Source organism: Niastella soli (assembly GCF_017742245.1).
GTDB classification, from domain to species: domain Bacteria; phylum Bacteroidota; class Bacteroidia; order Chitinophagales; family Chitinophagaceae; genus Niastella; species Niastella soli.
In genome coordinates this window covers 878,576-904,036 of the sequence record NZ_JAGHKO010000004.1, presented here as the reverse complement: position 1 = coordinate 904,036, position 25,461 = coordinate 878,576, and the positions used below count along the sequence as shown (strand labels likewise).

19 protein-coding genes and 1 other RNA gene are annotated in these 25,461 nt (G+C 43.8%); 11 read left to right on the top strand and 9 right to left on the bottom strand.

The window, feature by feature from the left end; translation table 11 throughout:
• Positions 1-51 precede the first annotated feature (51 nt).
• The 3 genes from J7I42_RS18560 to J7I42_RS18550 form a co-directional block, all read right to left on the bottom strand.
• Entirely contained in the window at positions 52-1,326 is a 1,275-nt protein-coding gene (locus J7I42_RS18560) for a hypothetical protein (protein WP_209140338.1), read from the bottom strand.
• A 281-nt stretch (positions 1,327-1,607) separates the two neighbouring features.
• Positions 1,608-3,992 carry an ABC transporter permease gene (locus J7I42_RS18555; RefSeq protein ID WP_209140337.1) on the bottom strand — a complete coding sequence of 795 codons (2,385 nt, stop codon included), beginning with the start codon at positions 3,990-3,992 and terminating at the stop codon, positions 1,608-1,610.
• Between the two features lie 139 nt (positions 3,993-4,131).
• The gene (locus J7I42_RS18550) at positions 4,132-4,911 is read right to left on the bottom strand and encodes a (Fe-S)-binding protein (protein WP_209140336.1); all 780 of its coding nucleotides are present in this window, start codon (positions 4,909-4,911) and stop codon (positions 4,132-4,134) included.
• Between the two features lie 141 nt (positions 4,912-5,052).
• On the opposite strand from J7I42_RS18550, the gene J7I42_RS18545 reads away from it, so the two are divergent.
• Complete coding sequence (locus J7I42_RS18545; protein WP_209140335.1) at positions 5,053-6,597, top strand: S10 family peptidase; 1,545 nt, start codon at positions 5,053-5,055, stop codon at positions 6,595-6,597.
• A 138-nt stretch (positions 6,598-6,735) separates the two neighbouring features.
• Here J7I42_RS18545 and J7I42_RS18540 read toward each other — a convergent pair whose 3' ends face one another.
• Entirely contained in the window at positions 6,736-7,149 is a 414-nt protein-coding gene (locus tag J7I42_RS18540; protein WP_209140334.1) for a winged helix-turn-helix transcriptional regulator, read from the bottom strand.
• Between the two features lie 90 nt (positions 7,150-7,239).
• On the opposite strand from J7I42_RS18540, the gene fabF reads away from it, so the two are divergent.
• From fabF to J7I42_RS18520, 4 genes are all read left to right on the top strand, one after another.
• Positions 7,240-8,481, top strand: a complete 1,242-nt coding sequence (gene fabF / locus J7I42_RS18535) for a beta-ketoacyl-ACP synthase II (protein WP_209140333.1) — start codon at positions 7,240-7,242, stop codon at positions 8,479-8,481.
• A gap of 250 nt (positions 8,482-8,731) precedes the next feature.
• On the top strand, positions 8,732-9,373 hold the full coding sequence (locus tag J7I42_RS18530) for a carbohydrate-binding family 9-like protein (RefSeq protein WP_209140332.1): 642 nt from the start codon (positions 8,732-8,734) through the stop codon (positions 9,371-9,373).
• A 229-nt stretch (positions 9,374-9,602) separates the two neighbouring features.
• Positions 9,603-10,466 (top strand): DUF6089 family protein, encoded by an 864-nt coding sequence (locus J7I42_RS18525; RefSeq protein ID WP_209140331.1) that lies wholly within the window; start codon positions 9,603-9,605, stop codon positions 10,464-10,466.
• A gap of 283 nt (positions 10,467-10,749) precedes the next feature.
• Positions 10,750-12,672 (top strand): menaquinone biosynthesis decarboxylase, encoded by a 1,923-nt coding sequence (locus tag J7I42_RS18520; protein WP_209140330.1) that lies wholly within the window; start codon positions 10,750-10,752, stop codon positions 12,670-12,672.
• Between the two features lie 83 nt (positions 12,673-12,755).
• Here J7I42_RS18520 and J7I42_RS18515 read toward each other — a convergent pair whose 3' ends face one another.
• The gene (locus J7I42_RS18515; protein WP_209140329.1) at positions 12,756-13,985 is read right to left on the bottom strand and encodes an ABC transporter permease; all 1,230 of its coding nucleotides are present in this window, start codon (positions 13,983-13,985) and stop codon (positions 12,756-12,758) included.
• Positions 13,986-14,139: 154 nt separating this feature from the next.
• On the opposite strand from J7I42_RS18515, the gene J7I42_RS18510 reads away from it, so the two are divergent.
• The 3 genes from J7I42_RS18510 to fsa all read left to right on the top strand — a co-directional run bounded on the left by J7I42_RS18510 (position 14,140) and on the right by fsa (position 16,468).
• Positions 14,140-15,432 (top strand): type IX secretion system plug protein, encoded by a 1,293-nt coding sequence (locus J7I42_RS18510; RefSeq protein ID WP_209140328.1) that lies wholly within the window; start codon positions 14,140-14,142, stop codon positions 15,430-15,432.
• A gap of 84 nt (positions 15,433-15,516) precedes the next feature.
• An RNA gene (ffs, locus tag J7I42_RS18505) (signal recognition particle sRNA small type) lies at positions 15,517-15,616 on the top strand.
• A 174-nt stretch (positions 15,617-15,790) separates the two neighbouring features.
• Positions 15,791-16,468: a fructose-6-phosphate aldolase gene (fsa, locus tag J7I42_RS18500; RefSeq protein WP_209140327.1), complete on the top strand. Its 678-nt coding sequence runs from the start codon at positions 15,791-15,793 to the stop codon at positions 16,466-16,468.
• A 133-nt stretch (positions 16,469-16,601) separates the two neighbouring features.
• Here fsa and J7I42_RS18495 read toward each other — a convergent pair whose 3' ends face one another.
• Complete coding sequence (locus J7I42_RS18495) at positions 16,602-17,081, bottom strand: hypothetical protein (protein WP_209140326.1); 480 nt, start codon at positions 17,079-17,081, stop codon at positions 16,602-16,604.
• Between the two features lie 96 nt (positions 17,082-17,177).
• Entirely contained in the window at positions 17,178-17,498 is a 321-nt protein-coding gene (locus J7I42_RS18490; protein WP_209140325.1) for an antibiotic biosynthesis monooxygenase family protein, read from the bottom strand.
• A 311-nt stretch (positions 17,499-17,809) separates the two neighbouring features.
• On the opposite strand from J7I42_RS18490, the gene smc reads away from it, so the two are divergent.
• Positions 17,810-21,331, top strand: coding sequence for a chromosome segregation protein SMC (gene smc / locus J7I42_RS18485; RefSeq protein ID WP_209140324.1), 3,522 nt, complete (start codon positions 17,810-17,812; stop codon positions 21,329-21,331).
• A 365-nt stretch (positions 21,332-21,696) separates the two neighbouring features.
• Here the strand turns inward: smc and J7I42_RS18480 are convergent, their stop codons facing one another.
• The gene (locus tag J7I42_RS18480; RefSeq protein WP_209140323.1) at positions 21,697-22,227 is read right to left on the bottom strand and encodes a ferritin; all 531 of its coding nucleotides are present in this window, start codon (positions 22,225-22,227) and stop codon (positions 21,697-21,699) included.
• A gap of 71 nt (positions 22,228-22,298) precedes the next feature.
• Between J7I42_RS18480 and J7I42_RS18475 the strand changes: the two genes are divergently transcribed.
• Complete coding sequence (locus J7I42_RS18475) at positions 22,299-22,631, top strand: DMT family protein (RefSeq protein WP_209140322.1); 333 nt, start codon at positions 22,299-22,301, stop codon at positions 22,629-22,631.
• A gap of 34 nt (positions 22,632-22,665) precedes the next feature.
• Here the strand turns inward: J7I42_RS18475 and J7I42_RS18470 are convergent, their stop codons facing one another.
• On the bottom strand, positions 22,666-23,685 hold the full coding sequence (locus tag J7I42_RS18470) for a WD40/YVTN/BNR-like repeat-containing protein (protein ID WP_209140321.1): 1,020 nt from the start codon (positions 23,683-23,685) through the stop codon (positions 22,666-22,668).
• A 961-nt stretch (positions 23,686-24,646) separates the two neighbouring features.
• Here J7I42_RS18470 and J7I42_RS18465 point away from each other — a divergent pair.
• A complete protein-coding gene (locus J7I42_RS18465) occupies positions 24,647-25,366 on the top strand; it encodes a hypothetical protein (RefSeq protein WP_209140320.1) in 720 nt (239 codons plus the stop codon).
• The last annotated feature ends 95 nt before the right edge of the window (positions 25,367-25,461 follow it).

The following is a 25,461-nucleotide window of genomic DNA, read 5'->3' as shown; positions in this document are numbered from 1 at the left end:
TAAGAAAAGGTCGTCATTACTTTTTGACGACCTTTTCTATTTTGCCCCCGATTACAGTCTTTTGATCTTAAACATCCCACTCAACGAGGTGGCGGTTTCCAGTCCATTTAGATAGCCCGCCTTACTCGCGGCAAAGGTGCCCATAATATATTCGCCCTTGTTTCCAAAACTGGCCAGGTATACACCTCCATCACTGTCATGCCATCCATTTATATTAGACCAAACGGATTTGTAAACGGTGTTTACGCCGTTTGTTCTTACGGTATAAGTCAGTTCTACATCGTGGTTATGATTCCAGGCTATGGTGTCTGCCACATTGCCTTTAAAAACGAGCTCTACTCTTTTGGAATTTTGCGCATCTCCAGCGGCGTCATGAACGGAGATATGAGTTACGTTATTAACGGCATCATAAATAGCCTGCGGCGCTTTGGTAAGCACGTAGGAACCGGAACCAGGACCAGCCCCTGCTTTAATGATCACTGCTTCATCTGATACAACGGTAATATTTGAAACCAGGTACAATTTGCCTTTACCGGGTATGTTCAATTCGGCAGACACGGATACCGGATTGCGGGTTGGCTCCATGTTGGGCGCGGTGTAGGTGGCAGCATTACCCTGGGGGGTGAGTGTGCCGTCGCCTGATTTTATCCATTGCTTTACATATTTTTCGGCTACTTCTTTTCGGGCAGGTAGCGCCACAACAAGGTCTTCTCCTTCCACTGGTAATGGAACAAACACGTCTTCCAAAGCAACATAAACTTTAAGCTTTAGAGATTTACCGGTTTCTATAACCGTGTCTTCTGGGGTCATCTCCAATCCCCTGAAGATGTTCCAGTCGCTGAAATGACTGGTCAACGCCGAGATGGTTTTGGCAGTTGTATCCACTATGGTGGTGCGTTTAGCCTGCCAGATGCCTTGCTCATTCTGATAGGAGATACCCAGGAATGCAGGGGCACTGCCCGATACATCACTATCGTTGTATGAGAACGTTATTTTAACAGGTTTGGCAAACTGGATGTTATGCGGAGTAATGCGGTACGCCTTGTTCACCCCACTGGGCCCGTTATTGGAAATAGGCTGGATGGTTATTTGTTGCGCCGTATTAAATGCCCCTGCGGGTACATCAATGGTAAGCCGGCCGTCGGTACTACTGATACTTCCGCCTGTATTTCCTATCGACTTACTGACAGGTGTACCTGCGGGTGCCCCTACAGCAGTGACCAATCCTTCTTCTTTACTGTTATTACTGTCATTACCGTCCTGACTTTTTTTACAGGCCAGCATACAAACCGTGGCTAAAAAGCCAAACAAGCATATCTTTTTCATATTGAATGAGGAAATGTAATTGGTATTTAATTGAATGTAAAAGTATACCGCAAGTGGAAGCCAATCCAGCGGCTTGTGTATGAACCGAAACAGGCCTGCCATCAATTGTTCATCTGGCGGCATCAGTTGCGTAGGCGGTCTTATAAGCTATTCTGTATGGTGTTTTGATGCAGTAGCGTTGGTCTTATCCTAAATACAGTTATGGTATGTTGTAAAAAAAGAGGTCATCCCATAAAATTATGAGCCGACCTCCTTTGTATTTCAGCGATATAAATAATTATCTATTCCGTCCGCAAACTTTTTATCGGGTTGGCCAGCGCTGCTTTTATTGATTGAAAACTGATAGTAATAATGGCAATTAAAACAGCTACAAGACCGGCTATGGGGAAGATCCACCAGCTGATGCTGATCCGGTATTGATAATCCTGCAACCAGGTATGCATTATCCACCAGGCCGTTGGGAAGGCCACCAGGCAGGATAAAACGACCAGTTTCAGAAAGTCTTTCGACAACAGGGTGGTGATATTGGAAATAGAAGCACCCAGTACTTTTCTTACGCCAATTTCTTTTGTTCTTCGTTCTGTGGCATAAGAAGCCAGCGCAAATAAACCCAAACAGGAAATAAAAATAGCCAGGATGGCGAAGGTTCTCGACAGCTTGCTGATCAATTCTTCGCTCATGAACATTTGGTTGAACTGATCATCAACAAACTGGTACGAGAAAGGATAGGCCGGGTTATATTGCTTCATGACCGTTTCTGTTTTTGCCAGCGCTTTTTCAAGGTCGGCCTGCGGTTTAAACCGCACATACATGCGGGTAGCATTTTGGGGCTTGGTATAATGGAACAGCACCGGATCAGGCTGTTTATACATATCGTTATAAACATAATCATTAACAACTCCCACTACCTCGGCGTCTATTCTGGGGTTTCCCTCGTGCCAGATCTTTTTGCCCAGCGCGCTGCCATTGCCCATCAGCTTTTCCAACGACCGGGTAATAACAACATGTACTGTTTTGTTTGGCACCATGCTGTCAGTTTCTGTAACATCTCTTCCTTCCAGTAATTGTATTCCTGATGTTTGAAAAAAATCAGTACTTATGCCCCGATGAGAGATCAATATCTCTGCAGAGGCCGGCTTTCCTTCCCAGTCAAACCCACTGGTGTTGTTACCGCCATCAATAGTAACATGGTCGCTTAATCCCACATTTTCAATCATGCCAGTATTTAACAGGTCTTGTTTAATGGCTGTATAGTGGTTTTTCACATCGCCTGTTACATCTGTTTCCATCAAATTATTCTTATTAAATCCAAGATTTCTGTGCTTTACATGCTGTATCTGTTGGTAAATAATAATGGTACTTATAATAAGGATGATGGACGTGGCAAATTGTAGAACCACCAATCCTTTTCTGATCAGTTCCGCACTGCCTGCTTTGGCTTTTATTCCTTTTAAGACAAATACCGGATTAAAAAATGAAAGATAGAAGGAAGGATAACTTCCAGATAGCAATCCGCAGGTTGCAATTATTGTAAGAAGACCCAGGATATGAACAGGGCGGCCTATAGCAAGATGCAAATTTTTCTGCACCAGTAAATTAAAAGCGGGCAGGGTAAGTGTAACAAGGAGAATGGCGATGACGCCTGCGAGAAAAGCCATCAGGAGGGCTTCACCCAGGAAATGAAAGATGAGGCCTTTGTTGCCGGAACCCAATACTTTTCTAATGCCTACCTCTTTGGCTCTTTTCTCACTTCTTGCCGTGGACAGGTTCATGAAATTAATACAGGCAATCAACAAGATGATGCTTGCAATGATGGAGAACAAACGAACATATTCAATGCGGCCGCCACCGGTTTGTACACCATTGTCAAATTTGTCACGCAGCCGCCAGTCGTTCATTGGAAATAAGAAAGGACGGGCCAATGAGTTGGGAGCCCTTTTTTGTATGAACGCATACAACAATTTATTTACAGCGGCTGGTTGAACGCCGGGTTTCAATTCAACATAAGTGCTGATGGAATTATTCTCCCATTTTTTTACCCCTTCACTTTCCTGTACGTAAATTTCAAAAGGGGCTACCCATTCAAATTTCAGATTTGAATTTTCAGGAATGTCTTTTAATACACCGCTTACTATATAATCCTGTTTGTTATTGACCCGTATGGTTTTACCTATTACCTGTTTGTCGTTCCCAAAGTACTTACGGGCTGCTTTTTCAGTTATGACCAGGGAATGTAATTGATTGAAAGCGGAGGCTGCATTTCCCTGCACAAATGGCAAGGTGAATAGGGTGAATAAAGAGGGTTCTACAAACCGGCCATAGGAGTACATCGACCTGTCGCCAATAGTAAAGAGCTTATAACTGTCGCCTTCCGATGTTCGGCAGGTATTGGCGATGCCCGGAATTTCTGCCTGCATGGCTGGTGCTAACGGGCCGGGTGTGCTGTAGAATGTGGCAGTATAGGCCTCGTATTTCTGGTTCTCCCGAACAAAGAATAAGCGGTCTTTCTTTTCATTGAAGTTGTCGAAACTTAATTCGTCTTCAACCCATAAAAAGATGAGGGCTGCGGAGGCAATACCTACCGACAGCCCCAAAATGTTCAAAACACTATATGTCTTGTTCCGCCAGCAATTACGGAAGGCCGTTTTAAAGAAATTGATGAGCATGTTGATGCACCTTTCGCTTTAAACTTCCAGTAGCATGCCAAGGTAGATGATATTGATTTGCAATGTAATAGGCTGCTATTAACAGACCAGAGTGTTCATTTTTGATACATGAACTGTACGCCTGCAACACAGCGGACACCTACTCCATGCTCATTGCTACCAGCTCGGCCACATCAAGCACTTTTACCGATTCTTCTTTTTCCTTCAGTTTCACTCCATCAGTAAGCATGGTGTTGCAAAAAGGGCAGGCAGATGCCACAATAGTTGATTCAGTGCTCAGTGCATCCTGTATACGCTCCTGGTTTATGCGCAGGTTGCCTTTTTCTTCTTCCTTGAACATTTGTGCGCCACCGGCCCCGCAACACAAACCTTTGGTGCGGCAGCGTTTCATTTCAACCAGTTCTGCATCCAGGGCTTCCAGTACTTTGCGCGGTGCTTCATAAATATCATTGGCCCGGCCCAGGTAACAGCTGTCATGGTAGGTGATGCGTTGTCCTTTAAAGGCACCGCCTTCTTTTAATTTTATTTTTCCTTCGTCGATCAATTGCTGTAAAAACGTGGTATGGTGTATCACCTCGTAATTACCGCCAAGTTCGGGATATTCGTTTTTGAAAATATTAAAGCAGTGGGGGCAAGCTGTAACTATTTTTTTGATACCGTAGTTATTCAGGGTTTGAATATTCTGGTAGGCCATCATCTGAAACATAAATTCGTTACCGGCCCGACGGGCAGGGTCACCGGTACAGCATTCTTCTTTTCCCAATACGGCAAAATTGATCCCTACTTTGGTAAGAATGGTTGCAAAAGCTTTAGTGATCTTTTGCGCCCGTTGATCAAAACTTCCCGAACAGCCCACCCAGAACAGTATTTCCGGAGGGGTGCCGGCGGCAATCATTTCAGCAGCAGTACGTATTTGCATGTAGTTTACTGGTTTATGTGCCTCAAATATAAGGTATAAGACGGCTAATTCATACATATTGACCACCTGTGTAATTGGTCGCTCTTTTACCGGTAGAACGGCTATATTTGACAATTTTCTATCAGAACAACTACATCAACCATGAGAAAAAAATTGCTATTTATTGTAGCTCTTACTGGCATTTCCTTAACCATTCATGCACAAAGAAGGGCGGAAACAGAACCCGCGCCAACACCACCACCCAAAGTGACCAAACCGGCTGATAATAATAATGTCATCCGCCTGGCACTCGACAGCAGTGTTACTACTTCCAACGCCATTACCATTAAAGGACAACGGGTACCCTATACGGCAACGGCAGGTACCATACCCGTATGGGATGAAAATGGAAAGCCGCTCGCTGGTGTGTTTTATACTTATTATGAAAGATCAGATATAAAAGATCTCTCAGCCCGTCCGTTGGTAATTTCATTTAATGGCGGGCCTGGTACTTCTTCCGTATGGATGGAGATCGGTTATACGGGACCACGCATGCTGAAAATTGATGATGAAGGATATCCCATTCAACCCTATGGGTTAAGAGATAACCCGCATTCCATACTTGATGTGGCCGATATCGTATATGTTGACCCGGTGAATACCGGTTTTTCACGCCCGGCTGAGAAAGACATTCCACCAGCAACATTTTTTGGGGTGAATGCCGATATCAAATACCTCGCCAGCTGGATCAGTACTTTTGTGAGCCGGTACAAACGCTGGGCCTCGCCCAAATTCCTGATTGGTGAAAGCTATGGTACCACCCGGGTATCGGGACTGGCACTGGAATTACAAAACAATCAGTGGATGTACCTGAATGGCGTGATCCTGGTTTCGCCCACCGACCTGGGCATCGATCGGAATGGGCCGGTAGATGCGGCTTTAAGTCTGCCTTATTATGCCGCCACGGCCTGGTATCACAAGAAATTACCAGCCGATCTGCAAAGCAAAGACCTCACCGCAGTGTTGCCTGAGGTGGAAACCTTTACTATAAATGAACTGTTACCGGCACTGGCCAAAGGCGGCAGTTTAACAGAGGCGGATAGAACGGCCATTGCCGCTAAAATGGCGCGTTTTTCGGGTTTGTCACAACAATTCATTGTGCAGAATAACCTTGAAATACTTCCTTCCGCTTTCTGGAAAGAATTATTAAGGGATAAGGGCTTCACCATTGGCCGGCTCGACAGCCGCTATCTGGGTATTGACCGGAAAGATGCCGGTATATCGCCCGATTACAATGCCGAACTCAACTCCTGGTTGCATGCTTTTACGCCAGCTATCAATATGTACCTGCGCGATGAGTTGAAATTTAAAACCGACTTAAAATATTACATGTTTGGCCCCGTACATCCCTGGGACCGGACGAATGACCACACCGGGGAGAACCTGCGTCAGGCCATAGCAGAAAACCCATTCCTTCATGTGTTGGTGCAAAGCGGCTATTATGATGGCGCTTGTGACTATTTCAATGCCAAATACAGCTTGTGGCAAATAGATGCAGCAGGCAAATTAAAAGGACGCCTTTCCTGGGAAGGTTACCGCAGTGGACATATGATGTATTTGCGGAAGGAAGACCTGGCCACGGCCAATCAACACCTGCGTGATTTTATCTTAAAAGCGATACCTGGAGATAAACCAGCTAAATATTAGTTTGTTTGTAGTTTGAGGTTTGTGGTTTGTTGTTCTTCATTCGGGAAGATCGATTAAATGCGAGCTTAATAAATTTTCCGACTTGAGCTTGCCAATTATAGCGAGTTCCGAATAAGGCGATCAACCACAAACCACAAACTATTTCTTATGTTCCGAAAGTAATTTCTTTTTCAAATAAGCCACTTCTTTAGCTAAGGTCTTCTTTTTAGCACCGCCTATAATTACATCCCGTTCAGGATTGAGTTTTATGGTAGCATACTTGTCAGACCATAACCCAATGCTCAGGATAATAGGTAACAGATCGATTCCTTTTTCAGTAAGGCTATACACAATGCGTTGTTTGTGCTGGCTGTCCCTTTCTTTTTTAATGATCTTTTCCTTTTCCAGCATGGCCAGCCTGTCGGCCAGTAAATTGGTAGCAATGCCTTCGGCAGAACTCAGCAATTCATTGTAATGTCGTTTGTTAAAGAACATAAGGTCGCGGATGATCAGCAGCGTCCACTTATCACCAAATATTTCAATTCCATAATTCAGGGGACAATCAGAGCGCATAGCGTTAATATTTTTAACCACTTGCAAATATAAAGTAGTTTGACGTATCTTTGGCCCCGCTTGATTTTTTCAAGTGGTTAAAGTTATTATATGAATAGAGTGGTTATCACCGGCATGGGCGCGCTGACGCCTATCGGCAACAATGTACAGGCTTATATAAGCAATTTATGGGCGGGGACCAGCGGCGCTGCTCCTATAACCCGTTTTAATGCAGAGCGTTTCAGAACAAAGTTTGCCTGTGAACTAAAGGGGTACGATGCCAAAGCCCTGCTCGATAAGAACGAACTGAAAAAAACAGATATGTTCACCCAATATGCCCTGGTGGCTGCCGATGAGGCGATAAAAGACTCAGGGCTCGATTTCAGTACCATGGACCCCTTTGATACCGGAGTTATCTGGGGTTCAGGACAAGGTGGGATGCAGACTTTTGAGGAACAAATGGCTGAATATGTTGAGGGAGACCGGAATCCCCGGTTCAACCCATTTTTTGTACCGAAGTTGATTGTCAATATGGCTTCGGGCATGATCTCCATTAAATACCGGTTAATGGGCATCAATTATACCACGGTATCGGCTTGTGCCACTTCCAATACAGCAATTATGGATGCCCTGAATTATATCAGGTTGGGTAAAGCCAAAGTGATCATTACCGGCGGATCTGAAGCACCTATTTCAGAAGCTTCCATTGGAGGTTTTTGTGCTATGAAGGCCATGTCGGTAAGGAATGATGACCCGGCTACCGGATCACGGCCTTTCGATGTGAATCGCGATGGATTTGTAATGGGCGAGGGGGCCGGCGCGCTGGTGCTGGAAGACTATGAGCATGCCCGCAAACGCGGTGCAAAGATCTATGCAGAAGTGGCCGGTGCGGCCATGACGGCTGATGCCTGGCATATGACTGCTACCCATCCCGAAGGATTGGGCGCTTACCATGCCATGCGGCTGGCATTACAGGATGCAGGCATAGCATCGAATAAAGTTGATTATGTAAATATGCACGCCACCTCAACACCTGTTGGTGATATCAGTGAGATTAACGCCATCACAAAAATGTTTGGCAGTGAACTGGATAAAGTGCACCTGAGTGCCACCAAATCAATGACAGGTCATTTGCTGGGTGCTGCCGGTGCAATTGAAGCCATTGCCTCCATTGCAAGTATAAACGAAGGATTGATACCGCCTACCATCAATACCCAGGACCTCGATCCTGAATTACCTGCCGGTGTACAGATCGTATTAAAAGAACCCCTGAAGAAAAAGGTAGAGGTGGCTATGAGCAATACGTTTGGTTTTGGTGGGCATAACGGGATTGTGGTGTTTAAGAAGATATAATAGTGAGTGGTGAGTTGTGAGTGGTGAGTAAGGCTCGCGAAATTTTCGCGAGCCTTACCGTTTGTAATCCTCATGCCGATGTTTGCGGTCGTCAGAGCCGACAAGCGAAGCTTCGTCGGGTCTCACAATTGCCTACTGCCCATTGCCTATTGCCATTTCAGATCAAACGATTGCACAAGATTAGTTTTGCAATTCGCGGCTATGGAGTAATTTTCGGGCTTCTTTTATAAAAAAGCCAGGAGCTTACAGCATGAATTTTTTGCGTGTTCCCTATTTGAATAGTATTGATCTGCATACGCCATTGCAGGAGATCTCACAGGTGTTGGATGCAACGCCTAAGCAACAACTCGTGTATGTTCCCTGGGTAGCATATCCTTATCATCCCGAAGTGCAATTTACTATGGCACATAGCAGCAATGCTGTATTCCTGAAATACTTTGTGAAGGAAAAAAATATCAGGGCAGTTAATAATACATTGAACTCACCAGTATATAACGATAGTTGTGTGGAGTTCTTTATTGGGTTTAATGACGAGCCTGCGTATTACAATTTTGAATTTAATTGTATTGGAACACCTTTGATAGGTTTTGGCGAAGGTAAAACAGACCGTAGCCTGTTGCCCCTTGAAATTGGTCAACAAATAAAATACAAGTCGGTTCTTACTAACGATCAAAATCAGAAAGCCATAGGATGGGAGTTAACCTTATTGATACCCGTAACGGCTTTTTGTTATCACCACATTCAGACCTTAAAAGGATTGAAATGTGCTGCCAATTTTTATAAATGTGGCGATGAATTGCCGGAACCACATTATGTAACCTGGGCGAACATCCAATGGCCACAGCCTAACTTTCATTTGCGCCAGTTTTTTGGTGCCCTCGAGTTTGAGTAGATTTTAACAAAAATTTCCCCACAGGTATTGATAATCAATTTCTGTCTATTATTTTTGCATGTGCAATGCCGGTAGCCCCATGTCCTATGGGCAAAAAAACTAATTTGGCTTAAAACTTGCTTACCAACCCCCGGTTTAATTTCCTCGTATCTACCCTTTAGCTTAAAAAGTTGAATGGAATCCGTAATCCCCTGAGAACTTCTCTGAAACATTCATTAAAAAAAATTCCATGCGAAAACTTTTGCTATTAAGCATGCTTTGCCCGGTAGTAGCGCTGGCGCAACAGCGTTTTCACGTAACCTTGTTTGGCGGTTTGTCGAATTATGCAGGCGATCTGCAAGACCACAGATTTACTTTACAACAGGCAAATTTTGCTTTAGGCGCCGGTATCAAATATGATATTACGCCCAATCTGGCTGTGCGCCTGGCGTATAATCACGGTACTATTGAGGGGGATGATAAAAAGAGTAAAGATCCCCTGTTACAAGCCCGTAACCTGAGCTTTATTTCAAAGATCAACGAAGGTAGTTTCCTGTTAGAATACACCGTTTTAAATTTGGAGGACTACATAATTTCTCCTTTTGTTTACAGTGGGGTCACCGTGTACCATTTCAATCCATATGCGTATGACTCCATTGGTAGTAAAGTTTATCTGAAGCCGCTTAGTACCGAAGGACAGGGACTGGCGCCCGATCGTAAGCCATACAATTTAACCCAGTTTGCTATTCCCTTAGGTATTGGTTTAAAATTCAGAATAAATGAGAACACCGTGCTGGCTTATGAATTAAGCGCACGGAAAACATTTACTGATTATTTAGACGATGTAAGTACCACTTATTTTGATGAGGCTGCGCTGGCACAGGCCCGTGGACAAAAAGCCGTGGAAATGGCCTTTCGAAGCGATGAGTTGAAAGGCAACAGCACCACGTATCCTGATCAGGGCAGTGTGCGCGGTGGTTCAAAATATAAAGACTGGTATTATTTTACCGGTTTTACCCTGTACATTGGAATTGGTTCAGGCAATGGCCGGACTAGTTCTTTTGGTCGTTCTCATGGCGGAAGAAATCAACTCGGGTGCCCCAGGGTGCTGTAGGGGGAATCGGCAATCCGCCTTTGCCAAGGCTTCGGTGGACAAGTTGGCAATCGTGAAACGGGAAAGGCCTTTTTGCTGCGGTCCGATTATTTTCGTCAGTCGGCAATAGCTAATAAAGTCCGTAAGAACAGACCTTGAGATCTGTTTCTTACGGACTTTTCTTTAAAACTGTCAACTTCCTTCTTTCCATCACCTGTATGTCTCTCACGTCAACTGGTCAATTGGTTAACAGGTCAACTTCCTTCCTCAACCAACATATCAACTTATCAACTAACTTTGCGCCATGTCATATCGTAATCAGCAACATTTTATTGATACTTTGGAGCAGGCAGGTGAACTGGTACGTATCAAAGCCTATGTAGACCCCAAATTAGAAATAGCAGAAATTACAGATAGAATTAGTAAAACTACGGGTGGCGGCAAGGCCCTGTTGTTTGAAAATACCGGCTACGATTTTCCGGTGCTTATGAATGCTTATGGCAGCGAAAAACGCATGTGTCTGGCTTTAGGCGTAGAGCATCTCGATGATGTGGCCCGGGAAATTGAAAATTTATTCAAATTGCTTGCATCACCCAAAGAAAGCATCATCGATAAACTGAAAGTATTACCCAAATTATCACAGTTTGCTTCCTGGATGCCCAAGGTAAAAAGCGGTAGAGGCGCCTGTCAGGAAGTGGTGATGGACAAACCCGATATCTCTAAATTGCCCGTGATCACCTGCTGGCCAAAAGATGGCGGTCCATTTGTAACATTACCCGTTATACATACCAAAGATCCCAATACGCATACCCGCAATGTAGGCATGTACCGGATGCAGGTTTTCGGACCCACTTTAACCGGGATGCACTGGCATAAACATAAAGTAAGCGCGCGACATTTTAATGAGTATAAAAAACTGGGTAAACGCATGCCGGTGGCGGTAGCATTGGGTGGCGATCCCGCCTATGCTTATTCTGCTACAGCGCCGTTGCCAGACAACGTTGACGAATACATGCTCGCCGGTTTTCTGCGTAAGAAAAAGGTAGAACTGGTAAAATGTATTACCCAACCCGAAATAGAAGTACCCGCCGATGCTGATTTTGTGATAGAAGGGTATGTTGATCCCAATGATGAAATGATCTGGGAAGGTCCCTTTGGCGATCATACCGGTTATTATTCATTGCCCGACTGGTACCCGCGTTTTCATATCACCGCCATTACACATAAAAAAAATGCGGTTTATCCCGCTACCATCGTTGGTATTCCGCCTCAGGAGGATGCCTGGCTGGGTAAAGCCACTGAACGAATTTTTCTGGCACCTATAAAAATGACCATGGTGCCTGAAATTGTGGATATGGACATGCCCATAGAAGGCGTTTTTCATAACCTGGTTATTACAAAGATCAATAAAGAATATGCCGGTCAGGGGCAAAAGGTGATGAATGCCATGTGGGGCGCCGGTCAAATGATGTTTAATAAGATCCTGGTGCTGGCCGATGAAGGTGTTAAAATTCAGGATTACGCAAAATTGGCAGAATACGTATTCGCTAATATGAACCCGGCCACTGATATTTATTTGTCTACTGGCCCTATGGATGTACTGGACCATAGTTGTAGCAAACTGGGTTTTGGTGGCAAAATGTGTATCGATGGAACACGGAAGTTTGATGAAGAAACGGATGACTCCTATGAGTTTCCGGTATTAGGCAGCCGGTTCGATAAAAAAATATTGCAGCAACATTACCCTGAAATAAGAGGTATTAATGATGCCCTGCCTGCTATACATATTCCCTGTCTGATCATTTCAGTAGAAAAGAACCGGAAAGGGCATATCCGCGAACTGCATCAGCAAATATGCAATACCGGAATGATCGAAGGCATTAAAATGATCCTGTATGTAGAGCATACCGTGAACGCCAATGACCTGCCGGTTGCTTTATGGCGTTTCTGTAATAACCTCGATCCCCGCCGCGACAGCATCCTGATGCAACAACCTTCCCGTCAAATGCCTGGTAAAACCTGGGCCTGCATGGGTTTTGATGGTACCATTAAAACAGCCGCCCTCGACGATTTTCAGCGCGACTGGCCAAATATCATAGTAGCCGATGATAAAACCATCGCATCGGTTGATGCAAAATGGAATACGTTGGGATTAGGCGAATTTGTTTCATCACCCTCGCTGAAGTTCAAGGACCAGATGTATGGTGAAGAAGCGGTAGTTAAATAGTTCTTTGGTTTGTTAGTTATTTAGTTTTTGAGTTTATCGGTAATAGGAACTAACAAACTAAATAACTAACAAACTAATAAACATTATCTGAATTGAATAGCTTTAATAGGTTGAACCCGCTTGATTATGATGGTGGGTATTAACAGCACTAAAAAGCAAATAATAAAAGTGGCAATGTTCACTGCCGCAATTTGCCACCACACAATATCAACGGCCGCCTGAGGAATATAATAAGCATCTTCGGGCAATTTGATAAACCCGGTCTTTTCTTGCAGCCACGCAATAAACAAACCGCAGATATTTCCCAGCAGCAAGCCAAAGAAGGTTATAATGGCGCCATGATAAAGGAATATGCCCCGCACCGTATAACTGCGGGCGCCTAATGCTTTTAACAAGCCGATCATCCGCGTGCGTTCCAGTACCAATATCAGCAAACAGGTAATTAAGTTTAAGATGGCAATGCCGATCATAATGGCCAGTACGATCAGGATGGTTTTGTTTTGCAGCGCCAGCCAGTCGAATATACTGGGGTAGATATATTTAATAGTATTGCTTTGCAATCCGAGCGGAATATCGGGCACAATGGCTTCACTCACTTCATCCATGCGGTTGTAATCATGCAGAAAGATTTCATACCCCCCGATCAGATCGGGGTTCCAGTCATTTAACCGTTGAACCAGCTTCAGGTCACCAATGGCGATCAGCTTATCATATTCCTCAATACCGGTCTTAAAGATCCCGGCAACCGTTAATTTGCGGGTGCGGGGTGGAGCGCCGGGTTGAATAAAATAGATCAGTACCTGGTCGTTCACATCTAACTTTAACATATTGGCTGTATAGGCGCTCAGCACAATTTCGTTACTGTAACCACTATCGGTGAAATGTAGCCACCGGCCTTTTACCTTGAACCGGTCCAGGTTTGTGAAATCATAGTCTTTTTCTACCCCTTTAAACAATACGCCTTCAATGGTTTCCGCCGTTTTCAGAATGGCATTCTTTGTGGCGAATGCCTGCACTGTTCTTATAGCAGGATATAATTTTTTGAGGTTGGTTACCGAGTCACTGCGATGGATGGGTGATTCTTCGGCAATGGCAACCCGGGCTGAATAATAGCTTTGAATGCGTATATGTCCCCAGAAGCTAAAAACCTTTTCACTAATGGTTTTTTGAAACCCGCTGGCAAATGTCAGCGTAAGTATCATTACTGTTACACTGATAACGGTGGCCCCAATTGACAACCGGATCACAAAACGGGAAAACGATTTCTGTTGATTAAACGCTATTCGGCGTGCAATAAATGCGGCAATATTCAACCGGCATAATTTTAGTTAGACCAAAAGTAATACTAAATAGATAACAAAAAAACACGACCTGATCCGCTGCCAAGCTGACCCGCCTTCGCTATGGACGGGCTCGTATTGCCCGCTGCCTTATATTTATTACTTTTAAAGGGACGAAACACTCAACATGAAAAATATTCTTATATTATTCGTATCTGTTCTGATCTCCCTGCTGGGAAAGGGGCAACTGACAGAAGGGATAAACCTGCCTAATATCAAAACGGTCCAATTATTTCCTGCCGCCAACCAGTTGGGGTATCCCGTATTGGGTCTTAATACTTCCGACAGGCTGGAACTGCATTTCGACGACCTGGATGGCAATGTTAAAAGTTACTCCTATACATACCAGTTGTGCAATGCCGATTGGACGCCTGTCATGTTGAGCAGCTTTGATTTTATAAAGGGGTTCTCCTATCAGCGGATCAGTAACTATCGTATTTCATCCGTTGCCTTTACCCGTTACACGCATTACTCAGCCATGGTGCCTGATAACAATTGCGCACCGTCACGGTCTGGTAATTATATTCTAAAAGTGTTTATAAATGGCGATACCTCAAAAGTAGCGTTCACCAAACGGTTTTTGGTAGTGGATAACCAGGCTTCCATTGTAGCGCAAATACAACAGCCATTCAATGGAGAGATATTCCGCTCCTGGCAAAAAATCCCTTTCCAGGTGGTGCTTGGCGATCAGTTACAGGTAATGAACCACCTGCAACAGATAAAAGCGGTGATCCTGCAGAATAACCGGTGGGATAATGCCCTTATTAATATAAAGCCTACTTTCTTCTCCAACAAAAAGCTTGATTTCAATACCGAGAATGAAATTGTAATGCCGGCTGGCAAAGAGTTCCGCTGGCTCGACCTGCGCAGTTTTCGCCTGCAAAGCGATCGGGTAGCAAAAGCCAATTACTATGCGCGCAGTACAGAAATATTTGTAAAACCCGATGTTGAAAGATTCCAGCAGCGGTTCGTGTATTATCATGATATTAATGGTATGTACACGATTGAAACAACCGAAAGCCTAAATCCATTCTGGCAAACAGATTACGCTTCTGTACACTTCACTTATATTCCACCAGAGAATGTGCCGTTTGCCGATAAGGACCTGTTTTTAATAGGTCAATTGACCAACTACAACCTCAATGACACCGCAAAAATGGTTTTCAATAATGAAACGCGCGTGTATGAAAAAACACTGTTCCTGAAACAGGGGTACTACAATTATAATTATGCGACCATTGATCAGAACGACAAGAAAAGAGCAGCCAGCTATGAATTTACTGAAGGTAATTTCTGGGAAACAGAAAATGATTACATGATACTGGTATATTACCGGCAACTGGGTGGCCGTGCTGATGAATTGGTAGGCATTACCCGGATAAACTCGCTTACTGGCAGAAAAGGAATTGGCATTCAATAAGTGAAAACAAAAAAAATATTGGTTTAAACTTCGATATTCAACATTCTTCAGTTCGAAATTCGATATTTCACCCTATATTTGCACCGGCAGGTCTTACACGACCAGCTCCCGCTGAACCCCCCCAGGGCCGGAAGGCAGCAAGGGTAGGTGGTTGTAGCGGTGCGATGTAAATCGCCTGCCTTTTTTTCTTTTTTTGGTGATAGCAAATTGCACTTTCCCAAACAGAACTGCACCAGCAGCTTGAAGAAACTGCCTCGAAGATACCAGCTCACTCTCATAATTACTACAAGTAAGCCTAAAAACAACAGGAAGTTGTAAATTTGCATTTGCAATAAGCAATTTTAAATCTATAATAATCATGAAGTTTTTTATTGATACAGCGAATCTTGCCCAAATCAAAGAAGCACACGACCTGGGTATTCTCGATGGTGTTACTACCAACCCCTCATTAATGGCTAAAGAAGGCGTTAAAGGTGAAGAGGCAGTAATGAAACATTACCTTACCATTTGCGAACTGGTTGATGATGGAGATATAAGCGCAGAGGTGCTGTCTACAACTGTAGATGAAATTATTGAAGAAGGCAAAAAGCTGGCGGCTATTCACCCCCAGATCGTGGTAAAAGTACCCATGATCAAAGATGGCGTGAAAGCATTGAAATGGTTTTCTGACAATGGAATTAAAACCAATTGTACACTGGTATTTTCTGCCGGTCAGGCAATCCTGGCTGCTAAAGCAGGCGCCAATTACGTATCGCCTTTCATTGGCCGTATCGATGATAGCAACTGGGATGGCGTTGAACTGATAAAGCAAATTTCACAGATCTATAAAATTCAGGGATATAAAACAGAGATCCTGGCAGCATCTATCCGCAGTCCATTACACATTGTAAAATGTGCTGAAGCTGGTGCTGATGTGGTTACTTCACCATTGGAACCAATCCTGGGCTTGTTGAAACATCCGTTAACTGATATCGGATTGGCTAAATTCCTCGAAGACGCAAAGAAAATGCGTGCTGAATTGGCCGGTGTTAAATAAGAACGAGTAAAGAGTTTATAAAATGAAATGCCGTCCCTTGCTTTTGTCGGGACGGCATTTTTATTAAAATGAAGTAAGAAGTAGGATGTAAGATTTTTTGATATTTCCTACCTCATACTTCCTATTTCTTACTTCAAAACCCTGTTACAAGGCTTTTCGAATTCCTTTTACTCCTGCGGGAGGAAGGCGTGTTCAGTATCTCATCTACTGTTCGCAGTCGTTCGTTATCTTCTACTTTCTTGATGTAAATGTCAATTTCCTTCCAGATAGCGGTATTATTTTTCAACACCGCCTTTACGGTTACTTTTTCACCTTTGAAAGCGGTGTCAAGTATCAGGCTGTTGCCCATGAATTTTCCGGCTGTACTGGTAAAGTCGATCTCCTTATTGGTCAAAGGCAGCCAATGGCCATTCGATAACTTGCCATCTACATTGATATAATTATGCACACCCTTTTTTAGGCTGTCGGTATACAGGTGGAAGAAAATACTATCAACCTGCTGGGCCCGGCCAGCCAAACTGGCGCTAGTTACCAACAACAATAAAAGAAGCTGTCTGATGGGTACAAAGGTGATCTTGTTCAACATGATGTTTGAAAGTATAATTGTCTGCAAATTACAACGGTTACCTGGTTGTATTTATTGGACAGTAACAAACCTTCCGGGTTATAAAGCCAGGCTATAAATTCCTGTTAAAGGGAGTAACCAGCTCTATTCTACTATAGGGACCAGACTGATCACCTCCTCATAATGCCTTACTACCGGATCGTACCTCACCATCATTTCCTGCGCAATGGACGGTACAACAGCAATATCTGCGGCATCGCCGGCAAATTCTTTAATGGCGTCCATATTTTCCCAATAAGTTATCACCAGGTATTCAATTCCATCGGTAACCACCCGTTGTTGAATGGACGCATTTAAAAAACCTTTAATAGAAGACAGCTTTTTTAGGGTGTCGTGTTTCAAATGGTTGAGGTAATCGGTTGAGCGCTCGGGCCTTACAACTCCTGTCCAGTTTCTGGTAATCATAGCAAGATGGTTTGATATGTTTGAAAAAGTCAAGATATACAATAGGGCTATTGCAATGCAGATGCCTGAACCTGCTTATGTTATTTAGGGGAGAGAAATTTAAGCCCAACAAATTTAAGCTTTATACAACCAATATATTTTCAATCAGTCCTCTTTTGGAATGGATTACTCACAAGATATTAACATTTATAAACACGATTTCACAGGCTTGTTCCACAAAAGTGCACAACTTTTGAAGTCTGTTAGGGGATGCGGCACTATTTTGTAGCGCTATTGGTTATATTTGTCGTTTCCTTAAAAAAATTGAACAAGTGCGCTTAAAAAGCTTAGAAATCAAAGGGTTCAAGAGTTTTGCCGATAAAACCGTACTCCACTTCGACGAGGGTATTACGGGTGTTATCGGACCAAACGGTTGTGGTAAGAGTAATATTATCGACAGCATCCGCTGGGTGATCGGGGAGCAAAAGATCAGTCACCTTCGTAGTGAAAACCTTGAAAGTCTGGTATTTAACGGGTCAAAAACCCGGTCGGCCAGTGGTTTGGCCGAGGTTAGCCTGACTTTCGAAAATACCCGGAACCTGTTGCCTACCGAATTCAGCACCATCACCGTAACCCGTAAATTTTATAAAAGTGGGGAAAGTGAGTACCGTTTGAATGATGTGCAATGCCGCTTGCGCGATATCCAGAACCTGTTTATGGATACCGGAGTGAGCACCGACAGCTACGCCATCATCGAGTTGGGGATGGTTGATGAGATCATTAAAGATAAAGAGAACAGCCGCCGTCGCATGTTGGAACAGGCAGCTGGGATCACTATTTATAAGACCCGCAAAAAGGAAGCTAAGCAAAAACTCGATGCCACTGAGCAGGACCTTGCGCGTATCGAGGACTTGTTGTTTGAAATAAACAACCAGTTAAAAACGCTGGAGAACCAGGCTAAAAAAGCAGAGAAATATTACGAAATAAAGAAAGAATACCGCGAGCTGAGCATCGAGCTGGCCAAAGCAGCCCTCGAAGGCTTTAACCTCACCTACCGCGAATTGAGCACCCAATCGGAGATTGAGACCGATAAAAAGATTCGTCTGGATGCGGAAGTGGCCAACGAAGAAGCGGTGATCGAGCAGGAAAAAGTAGGGTTCATTGAAAAAGAACGTGCCCTGCAAAGTATGCAACACGAGTTTAACGATCTGTTGCAAACCCTGCGCACCAAGGAAAATGAAAAGAACCTGGCTTCTCAACGTCTCAAGTTCCTGCAGGAGCGCGAGAACAGTCTTCAGGAATTCCTGAATAAGAGTGAAGGTACTCTGAAAGGACTGGAAGAAAGCATTGAATTTACCCGCAGATCGGTAGATGAAGAAAAGGGTAAACTGGAAGGACTGGAGCAAATGGTGGAAGAGAATAAAGAAGCAGTTGAAAGTGCCCGCTCCATCTTTGACGAAAAAAGAACCCATGTTGACAGATTGCGCGCTGAAAACCTCAGTCTGCAACGGAACCAGTTTGATGCAGAAAAGAAGGTAGCGGTAGCCGATACCTCTATTCAGAACGTTCAAAAAGCCATCAATCAGATAGAAGAAGAGCGCGAAGCCCGCTACAGCCAGATAAAACAACTGGAAGAGGAGAAAATGGTGAAGGAGCAGGAACTGGAGAAAAGGCAACGCGACCTGGTACAATTACAGGACCACCAGGAAAGGACCAAAGAACAGATCTTGCAGGCTCAGGGCGAACTGGAAACCTTACGCCAGCAATTGGCCGAGGAAAGCAGAAAGCTGGATGCCAAAAAGAATGAGCACGATCTGTTGAAAAGTTTGATCGACTCCATGGAAGGTTATCCCGAAAGCGTGAAGTTCCTTCACAACAATCCGGGTTGGAACCATACAGCTCCCATCTTATCAGATATCATCTATGTAAAAGAAGAGTTTCGCGCCGCCGTTGAAAACGTGCTGGAGCCTTACCTGAACTATTATGTAGTGAACAACCTGCAGGAAGGCTTACAGGCCGTACACCTGCTGGACAATAACAAAAAAGGGAAAGCAAACTTCTTCCTGCTCGATAAATTAAACGAGCATAAGAACGATAACGGTCATGCACCTGCCAACACCATTGCCGCAATGGATGTAATTGAGGTAGATGCACAATATCGGCAGCTGGCTGAATACCTGCTGGGTAATGTATTTATTGCCGAAAGCGACGATGCACTGGCTACCAGCAATGGGTCAGTGGTGCTGGAAAAAACCGGTAAATATGTAAAAGGCAAGTTCTCATTGACCGGTGGTAGCGTCGGTTTGTTTGAAGGTAAAAAGATCGGTCGTGCCAAGAACCTGGAGAAATTACACGAAGAAATTGTAGCGCTGGAAGGCGTTGTGCAAAGTCTGAAAGAGGGCATTCAACAAAAGCACAACGAGGTGATCGGTTATAATGAGCAATTGAAAGATACTGCCATTAAACAGGCGCAACAGGATATCAATACGCTTACTAATCAGGTGTTCTCCCTGGAGAACAAAATGGAGAATCTGCACGGTTCGCAAAGTTCTTCACAAAACAGACTGGAAGAACTGCAAATGAACCTGGAAGAAACCACCTCTTCTATTTCTGGCACCCGTCAGCAATGGATGGAGCTGGTAAATCAGTTGCAAGAATTGGGCGACAAACTGGCCAGCGTAGAAAATGAATACAAAGCAGCCGAAGGCCAGTATACCAATGCGCAGGCGGTGTTCAATGAATACAACCTGCAGTTAACACGTCAAACCAGTAAGATCAACTCATTGACCCAGGAACTACAGTTCAAGAGCAAGCAGTTGGTTGAATTGCAACAGCAGGTTGAAACCAATGCCTCGCAGTTAAAGCAAACTCTGGAGAACATCACCGAAAGTGCAGATCAACTGGCCACTGCTGAAAATGGGTTGGTTGAGATGATGCGCCGCAAAGAAGAAGAAGAGAAAAAGCTGAATGAAGCTGACCAGGCATATTACAATATGCGTAATGCCCTGGGGGAAAAAGAAAGCGAACTGCGTCACAAATCAAAAGAAAGAGAGCAAACCGAGCATTTGCTGGCAGAAATAAAAGACAAGCTGAATGAATTGAAATTGCAGCTGGCCGGAATGAAAGAGCGGTTGAGTGTTGAGTTCAAGATCAACCTGGATGACATCATCGATCAACCCCGTACTGGTGAAACGCCGGTAGAGGAGTTGCAGGAAAAAGGTGACCGTATGAAAAAGCGGTTAGAGAACCTGGGTGAAGTGAATCCCACCGCCATCGAAGCGTTCACGGAAATGAAAAAACGGTATGAGTTCATTCTGGAACAAAAGAATGACCTGGTAACCGCCAAAGACAGTCTGTTACAAACCATACAGGAAGTGGAGGCTACTGCCAACCAGCAGTTCCTCGATACCTTCAATAAAGTGCGCGAGAACTTCCAGAAGGTGTTCAAGGCATTGTTCACCGAAGATGATTCGGCTGATATGATCCTGGAGAACCCCGAGAACCTGGCGGAGACCAGCATCGACATTGTGGCCAAGCCTAAGGGCAAACGTCCATCGTCGATCACCCAGTTAAGTGGTGGTGAAAAAACCTTAACGGCAACGGCCCTGTTGTTTGCGATCTATCTGATCAAACCAGCGCCGTTCTGTATCCTCGATGAGGTAGATGCGCCGCTCGATGATGCCAACGTTGGTAAGTTCACGCAAATGATCCGCAAGTTCAGCCAGGAAAGCCAGTTTATCATTGTTACGCATAACAAGCAAACGATGAGTGCTGTGGATGTGATCTACGGGGTTACCATGCAGGAACCTGGGGTGAGTAAACTCGTTCCGGTCGACTTCCGGAACCTGAATTAAGAGGTTTAATGATTAGATATAAATAACCCTTCCCGCTCGTCGGGAGGGGTTATTGTTTTGGTACCGTAACTTTTTCCTGTATTTGGGGGCTTATGCCGCTTTACAGAAATAAATCCACTTCCACCGCACGAATATTATACAAAAGCGCACGGATTTTGCCTAAAAATGCACGGTTACAAACTTGCACAAAAAGTTTTAGCAACAAATGTTTACTTTTGTTACGCTTTACAGTAACTCTCCATAGCCATGAATTACCCAATACTGTAAAGAAATTAAAAAGCCCCGGTCTCGGTTAAACCAAGACTGGGGCTTTTGTTTTATACGAGTCCTGAGCGCGTGTCCGCCTTTGGCGGAGAGTCAAAGGATTAATGTCCGTGGCCGTGACCGCCGCCTTTACCGCCTTGCTGACCGATCATAGTGGCCAGGTCGCGATCGAACAGGTACATCCCGCCTTTATCTTCACCAATCAGGTTTAGTTTATCAATGATCTGACGGGCAAGACTTTCCTCTTCGATCTGTTCGGTAACATACCATTGCAAAAAATTATGGGTAGTATAATCTTTTTCCTGAATGCACAGTTCAACCAGTGCATTGATCTCGTTTGATACTTTTACTTCATGCGAATGAACAATATCAAAGATCTCCCTGATGTTTTTAAAATCGTTCTGGGGAGCTGCAAAGGCTGGAACAATACCATGGCCGCCGCGGTCGTTTATATAATGAAAGAGTTTCAGCATATGCATTCTTTCTTCATCGGAATGGTGGTACAAGAACTGAGCTACACCGTTGTATCCCTTTACTTCAGACCAGGAACCCATGGCCAGGTAGTACATGGAAGAATATCCTTCCAGGTCGATCTGTCTGTTTAAAGCTGCTTCAATTTTGCTCGAGATCATATTGATTAGTTTAAACCAAATTACTGAATTTATTAGTTAGAATATTTTACCGATCGTCTTATTTTTGGAACATGCGTACAATCCTTTTGTTGATCTGCTCTAATGTGTTTATGACAATTGCCTGGTATGGTCATTTAAAACAACAACAACTGCCCTTATGGAAGGCTATATTGATAAGCTGGGGCATTGCTTTTTTTGAATACTGTTTAATGGTACCAGCCAATCGCTGGGGGTTCAGCAATGGATTTACAGGCTTTCAGTTAAAGATGACCCAGGAAGTGATCACCCTGGTGGTATTTACCGTGTTTGCCACATTGTATTTACATGAACCCTTTCACTGGAAATACCTGGTGAGCTTTGCGTTGTTATTAGGGGCGGTATATTTTATGTTCAAAAAATTCTGATCCTAAATTTGAATGGTTAATAGGAAGGATGTCTTTAAAGAACAAGTTTTGCTATTTTACCATTGCCTCCAGCTAAAAATACTGTTTTCCCTTTTTTAGCTTTGCGGCAAACGTGAAAACCGTTTTCGCTTACCAATCGCCAGGTGAGGCCACTATCGGTTGACAGGTCAACGCCTGAAGTCCCACAGCTTAGGAGTTTTTTGCCTGTAATATATATAACACAGCTGCGGTAGCCATGTGGTGGCGTGGCAGGACTTAACCAGGTATGGCCGCCGTCGTGTGTTAATACACAATTACGGGTGGTATCCTTATCATTGGTAAAATCGCCCCCTACAATAGTAAAAGTATTACTTACCCGGGGACCGTCGCTGCGTACAGCAATGGAATTGGCGCCCGTGCTTTCTTTACCCTGAACAATGGGGAGTGACCGGCCACCGGCATCATCATGTACCCGGCTAATGGTACCCCCGCTTACAAATAAGAAATCCTTGTTACGGAAATAATAGATGTTAGTACCGCTGCTGGCAAAACAACCTTCGCCGGGTGCGGCATTGGATTGCATAATAGAGGGTGTTTTTTTCCAGGTATTGCCGCCATTGGTGGTTTTGGCAATATAGAATTTGGAGTCTATAGGATCGCCAACCACTATACCATTTTTATTATCAAAAAAATCCATGGCGTCGAGGAACATACCTTTGGTAGAATCGGTAAAAACAACCTTCCAGGAATTGCCCCCATCTGTTGTCTTTAATATCTGGGCTGGTTCTGCTATGCCCATGATAATGGCGGTATTGGCGTTAAAAGCTTCTATATCGCGGAAATCAGTTTTTTCGAATCCTTTTACGATGGTCCATTGCCAGGTTTTACCACCATCAAGCGATCTGCCTACAGTACCACGGCTGCCACTGACCCAAACCACCTGGTCATTTACCGGACATAACCCTCTGATAGAAACAGCCTGGCCGCTGGTAAGCAGCTCAATGCTTTGTGCTGAGATGAAATGGGGGAGGGTAATCAATAGGATCAGCAACATACTATAAAGGCGTGCAGTCATGGGTGTTGTAAGTTTGGAAAACTGAATATATACAAAAAGCCCTCCCGACGAGTCGGAAGGGCTATATAATTTTTTCAGTCGAACCTACCAAATTAGAACTGTTCTCAATAGTATCGGATTTCTTTTCAAAGGTAAAACACGTTATTGGCTACGGGTTTTCAGGATATCGACTGGGTTTTTCCAGGATTTACTGGATCTGGTTCTTTGGACTTGGAATTGGATTTAATACTGTGAACGGTTCTTAAGGATAATTTAGGATACGATCTACATTGTTTGTGAAATCGCTTTTGGAACTTTTGATCTTTACACTTGATATTGGACAGCGGTTTCGGATACTTGGACTTTAAAACCTCTTTAAAAAAACTTACTGACTACGCTGAATCAGTAAATCAAAAATATATGTTAAACGCATTCATTCATAGAGCAAATGTGCCCAATTTAAAACCTTCAGTTAATACGTGGGTGATAGGTTAAATACAATGTTGAACCAGGGAATACCCAGTTAGTGGTATAGTAAATCTACGAATTGGGTGAACGAGAAGCCCGCTTTTGAGGCAGTAATAGAGGCGGGTTACCGGAGTGGTTGACCACAAAATTAGCGGAAAACTTACGCATAGGTTTCACTGTGAATAAAAAGGGGAAAACTGAATGCACAGCAACAGATCTGGATCAGTGCTGTAAGACTACAATGAGAGTTGTGCCATTTTCTATGTAAAAATCTCGGTTGTTTGATACAGATATAACCCATTTGTTTAACCGCAAATATTGCTAAAACGATAAAAGTGGGTGATCGCTGCAAGTTGACTAAACTTCCTCATTTTTCCTCTTATGCAAACGATTGTGTAAAACCGGATTTATATATAGTATTTTATGCAGAATTGGGCAAAAGTACAATTACTGAAAAACAGGCCCTATGCAATATTGTCCGATATTTTGGCGATTTTAGAGTGTAATTCGACCCATGAAAAGTATAATATACCAAATCGTATCTGTTTTGGCAGTGGGATTGTATTTCGTACCGATGCTTGTTGTGCTGATGAAAAAGCTTTGGTCTGCAATTCCCTTCCGCTTATATGCGTTGTACTGGCTGATCTGTGCATTGGCAAACCTGGTTGAGTATATTCATTTGTCGCACTCGGTAATGGACCTGTATACTGTTATTTATAATCTGCTCGATATTCCTATAATACTTACAATATTTTATTTTTCCTCTTCTTCTCCCGTTGTAAAAAAGTTCACCAAAATAGCAGTACCCGCATTGCTGATGGCAGGGCTTGTTAATTGTATTATCAGGGGATTTAGTACTGGTTCGCTGGAATATGTGCTGGGTGGAGAACTGCTTATCGTATTGACTGTGATCGTTTGGGAGATCATTTTGAAATTACAGCAGATCCGGCTGACCGGACAGGTAAAAGGTCTGTTGTTCATTTACGCAGCCCTGTTATTCGAATACGGCACTTTCGTTGTTATATACATCTTCGATTATTTCCTGCCTGGAACGTCTACACCAACCGATAACTTCCTGGTGTATTATTTATCTTCCCTGATAGCGCTTCCTGTGGCCATTTGTGGTTTCCTGACCAAAGGCATTAACAATCCGCCACAACCACCTGTGGGTGATCGCCTGGAGAACCCTTTTAGTAGAAGTATTCCTGATTATGTTAGTTTGGAAAGGCAATAGGCAATAGGCAATAGGCAATGGGCAATAGGCAATAGGCAATGGGCAATAGGCAATAGGCAATGGGCAATGGGCAATGGGCAATGGATTTTTGGCGC

Excerpts from the sequence above, each read along its gene's own strand:
- J7I42_RS18525 (WP_209140331.1), top strand. The coding sequence starts at position 9,603 with ATGCGAAAACTTTTGCTATTAAGCATGCTTTGCCCGGTAGTAGCGCTG.
- J7I42_RS18465 (WP_209140320.1), top strand. The coding sequence starts at position 24,647 with ATGAAAAGTATAATATACCAAATCGTATCTGTTTTGGCAGTGGGATTG.
- J7I42_RS18545 (WP_209140335.1), top strand. The coding sequence starts at position 5,053 with ATGAGAAAAAAATTGCTATTTATTGTAGCTCTTACTGGCATTTCCTTA.
- J7I42_RS18530 (WP_209140332.1), top strand. The coding sequence starts at position 8,732 with ATGAATTTTTTGCGTGTTCCCTATTTGAATAGTATTGATCTGCATACG.
- fsa (WP_209140327.1), top strand. The coding sequence starts at position 15,791 with ATGAAGTTTTTTATTGATACAGCGAATCTTGCCCAAATCAAAGAAGCA.
- J7I42_RS18470 (WP_209140321.1), bottom strand. The coding sequence starts at position 23,685 with ATGACTGCACGCCTTTATAGTATGTTGCTGATCCTATTGATTACCCTC.
- J7I42_RS18540 (WP_209140334.1), bottom strand. The coding sequence starts at position 7,149 with ATGCGCTCTGATTGTCCCCTGAATTATGGAATTGAAATATTTGGTGAT.
- J7I42_RS18475 (WP_209140322.1), top strand. The coding sequence starts at position 22,299 with ATGCGTACAATCCTTTTGTTGATCTGCTCTAATGTGTTTATGACAATT.
- fabF (WP_209140333.1), top strand. The coding sequence starts at position 7,240 with ATGAATAGAGTGGTTATCACCGGCATGGGCGCGCTGACGCCTATCGGC.
- J7I42_RS18490 (WP_209140325.1), bottom strand. The coding sequence starts at position 17,498 with ATGATTACCAGAAACTGGACAGGAGTTGTAAGGCCCGAGCGCTCAACC.
- J7I42_RS18550 (WP_209140336.1), bottom strand. The coding sequence starts at position 4,911 with ATGCAAATACGTACTGCTGCTGAAATGATTGCCGCCGGCACCCCTCCG.
- J7I42_RS18480 (WP_209140323.1), bottom strand. The coding sequence starts at position 22,227 with ATGATCTCGAGCAAAATTGAAGCAGCTTTAAACAGACAGATCGACCTG.
- J7I42_RS18510 (WP_209140328.1), top strand. The coding sequence starts at position 14,140 with ATGAAAAATATTCTTATATTATTCGTATCTGTTCTGATCTCCCTGCTG.
- J7I42_RS18555 (WP_209140337.1), bottom strand. The coding sequence starts at position 3,992 with ATGCTCATCAATTTCTTTAAAACGGCCTTCCGTAATTGCTGGCGGAAC.
- J7I42_RS18520 (WP_209140330.1), top strand. The coding sequence starts at position 10,750 with ATGTCATATCGTAATCAGCAACATTTTATTGATACTTTGGAGCAGGCA.
- J7I42_RS18560 (WP_209140338.1), bottom strand. The coding sequence starts at position 1,326 with ATGAAAAAGATATGCTTGTTTGGCTTTTTAGCCACGGTTTGTATGCTG.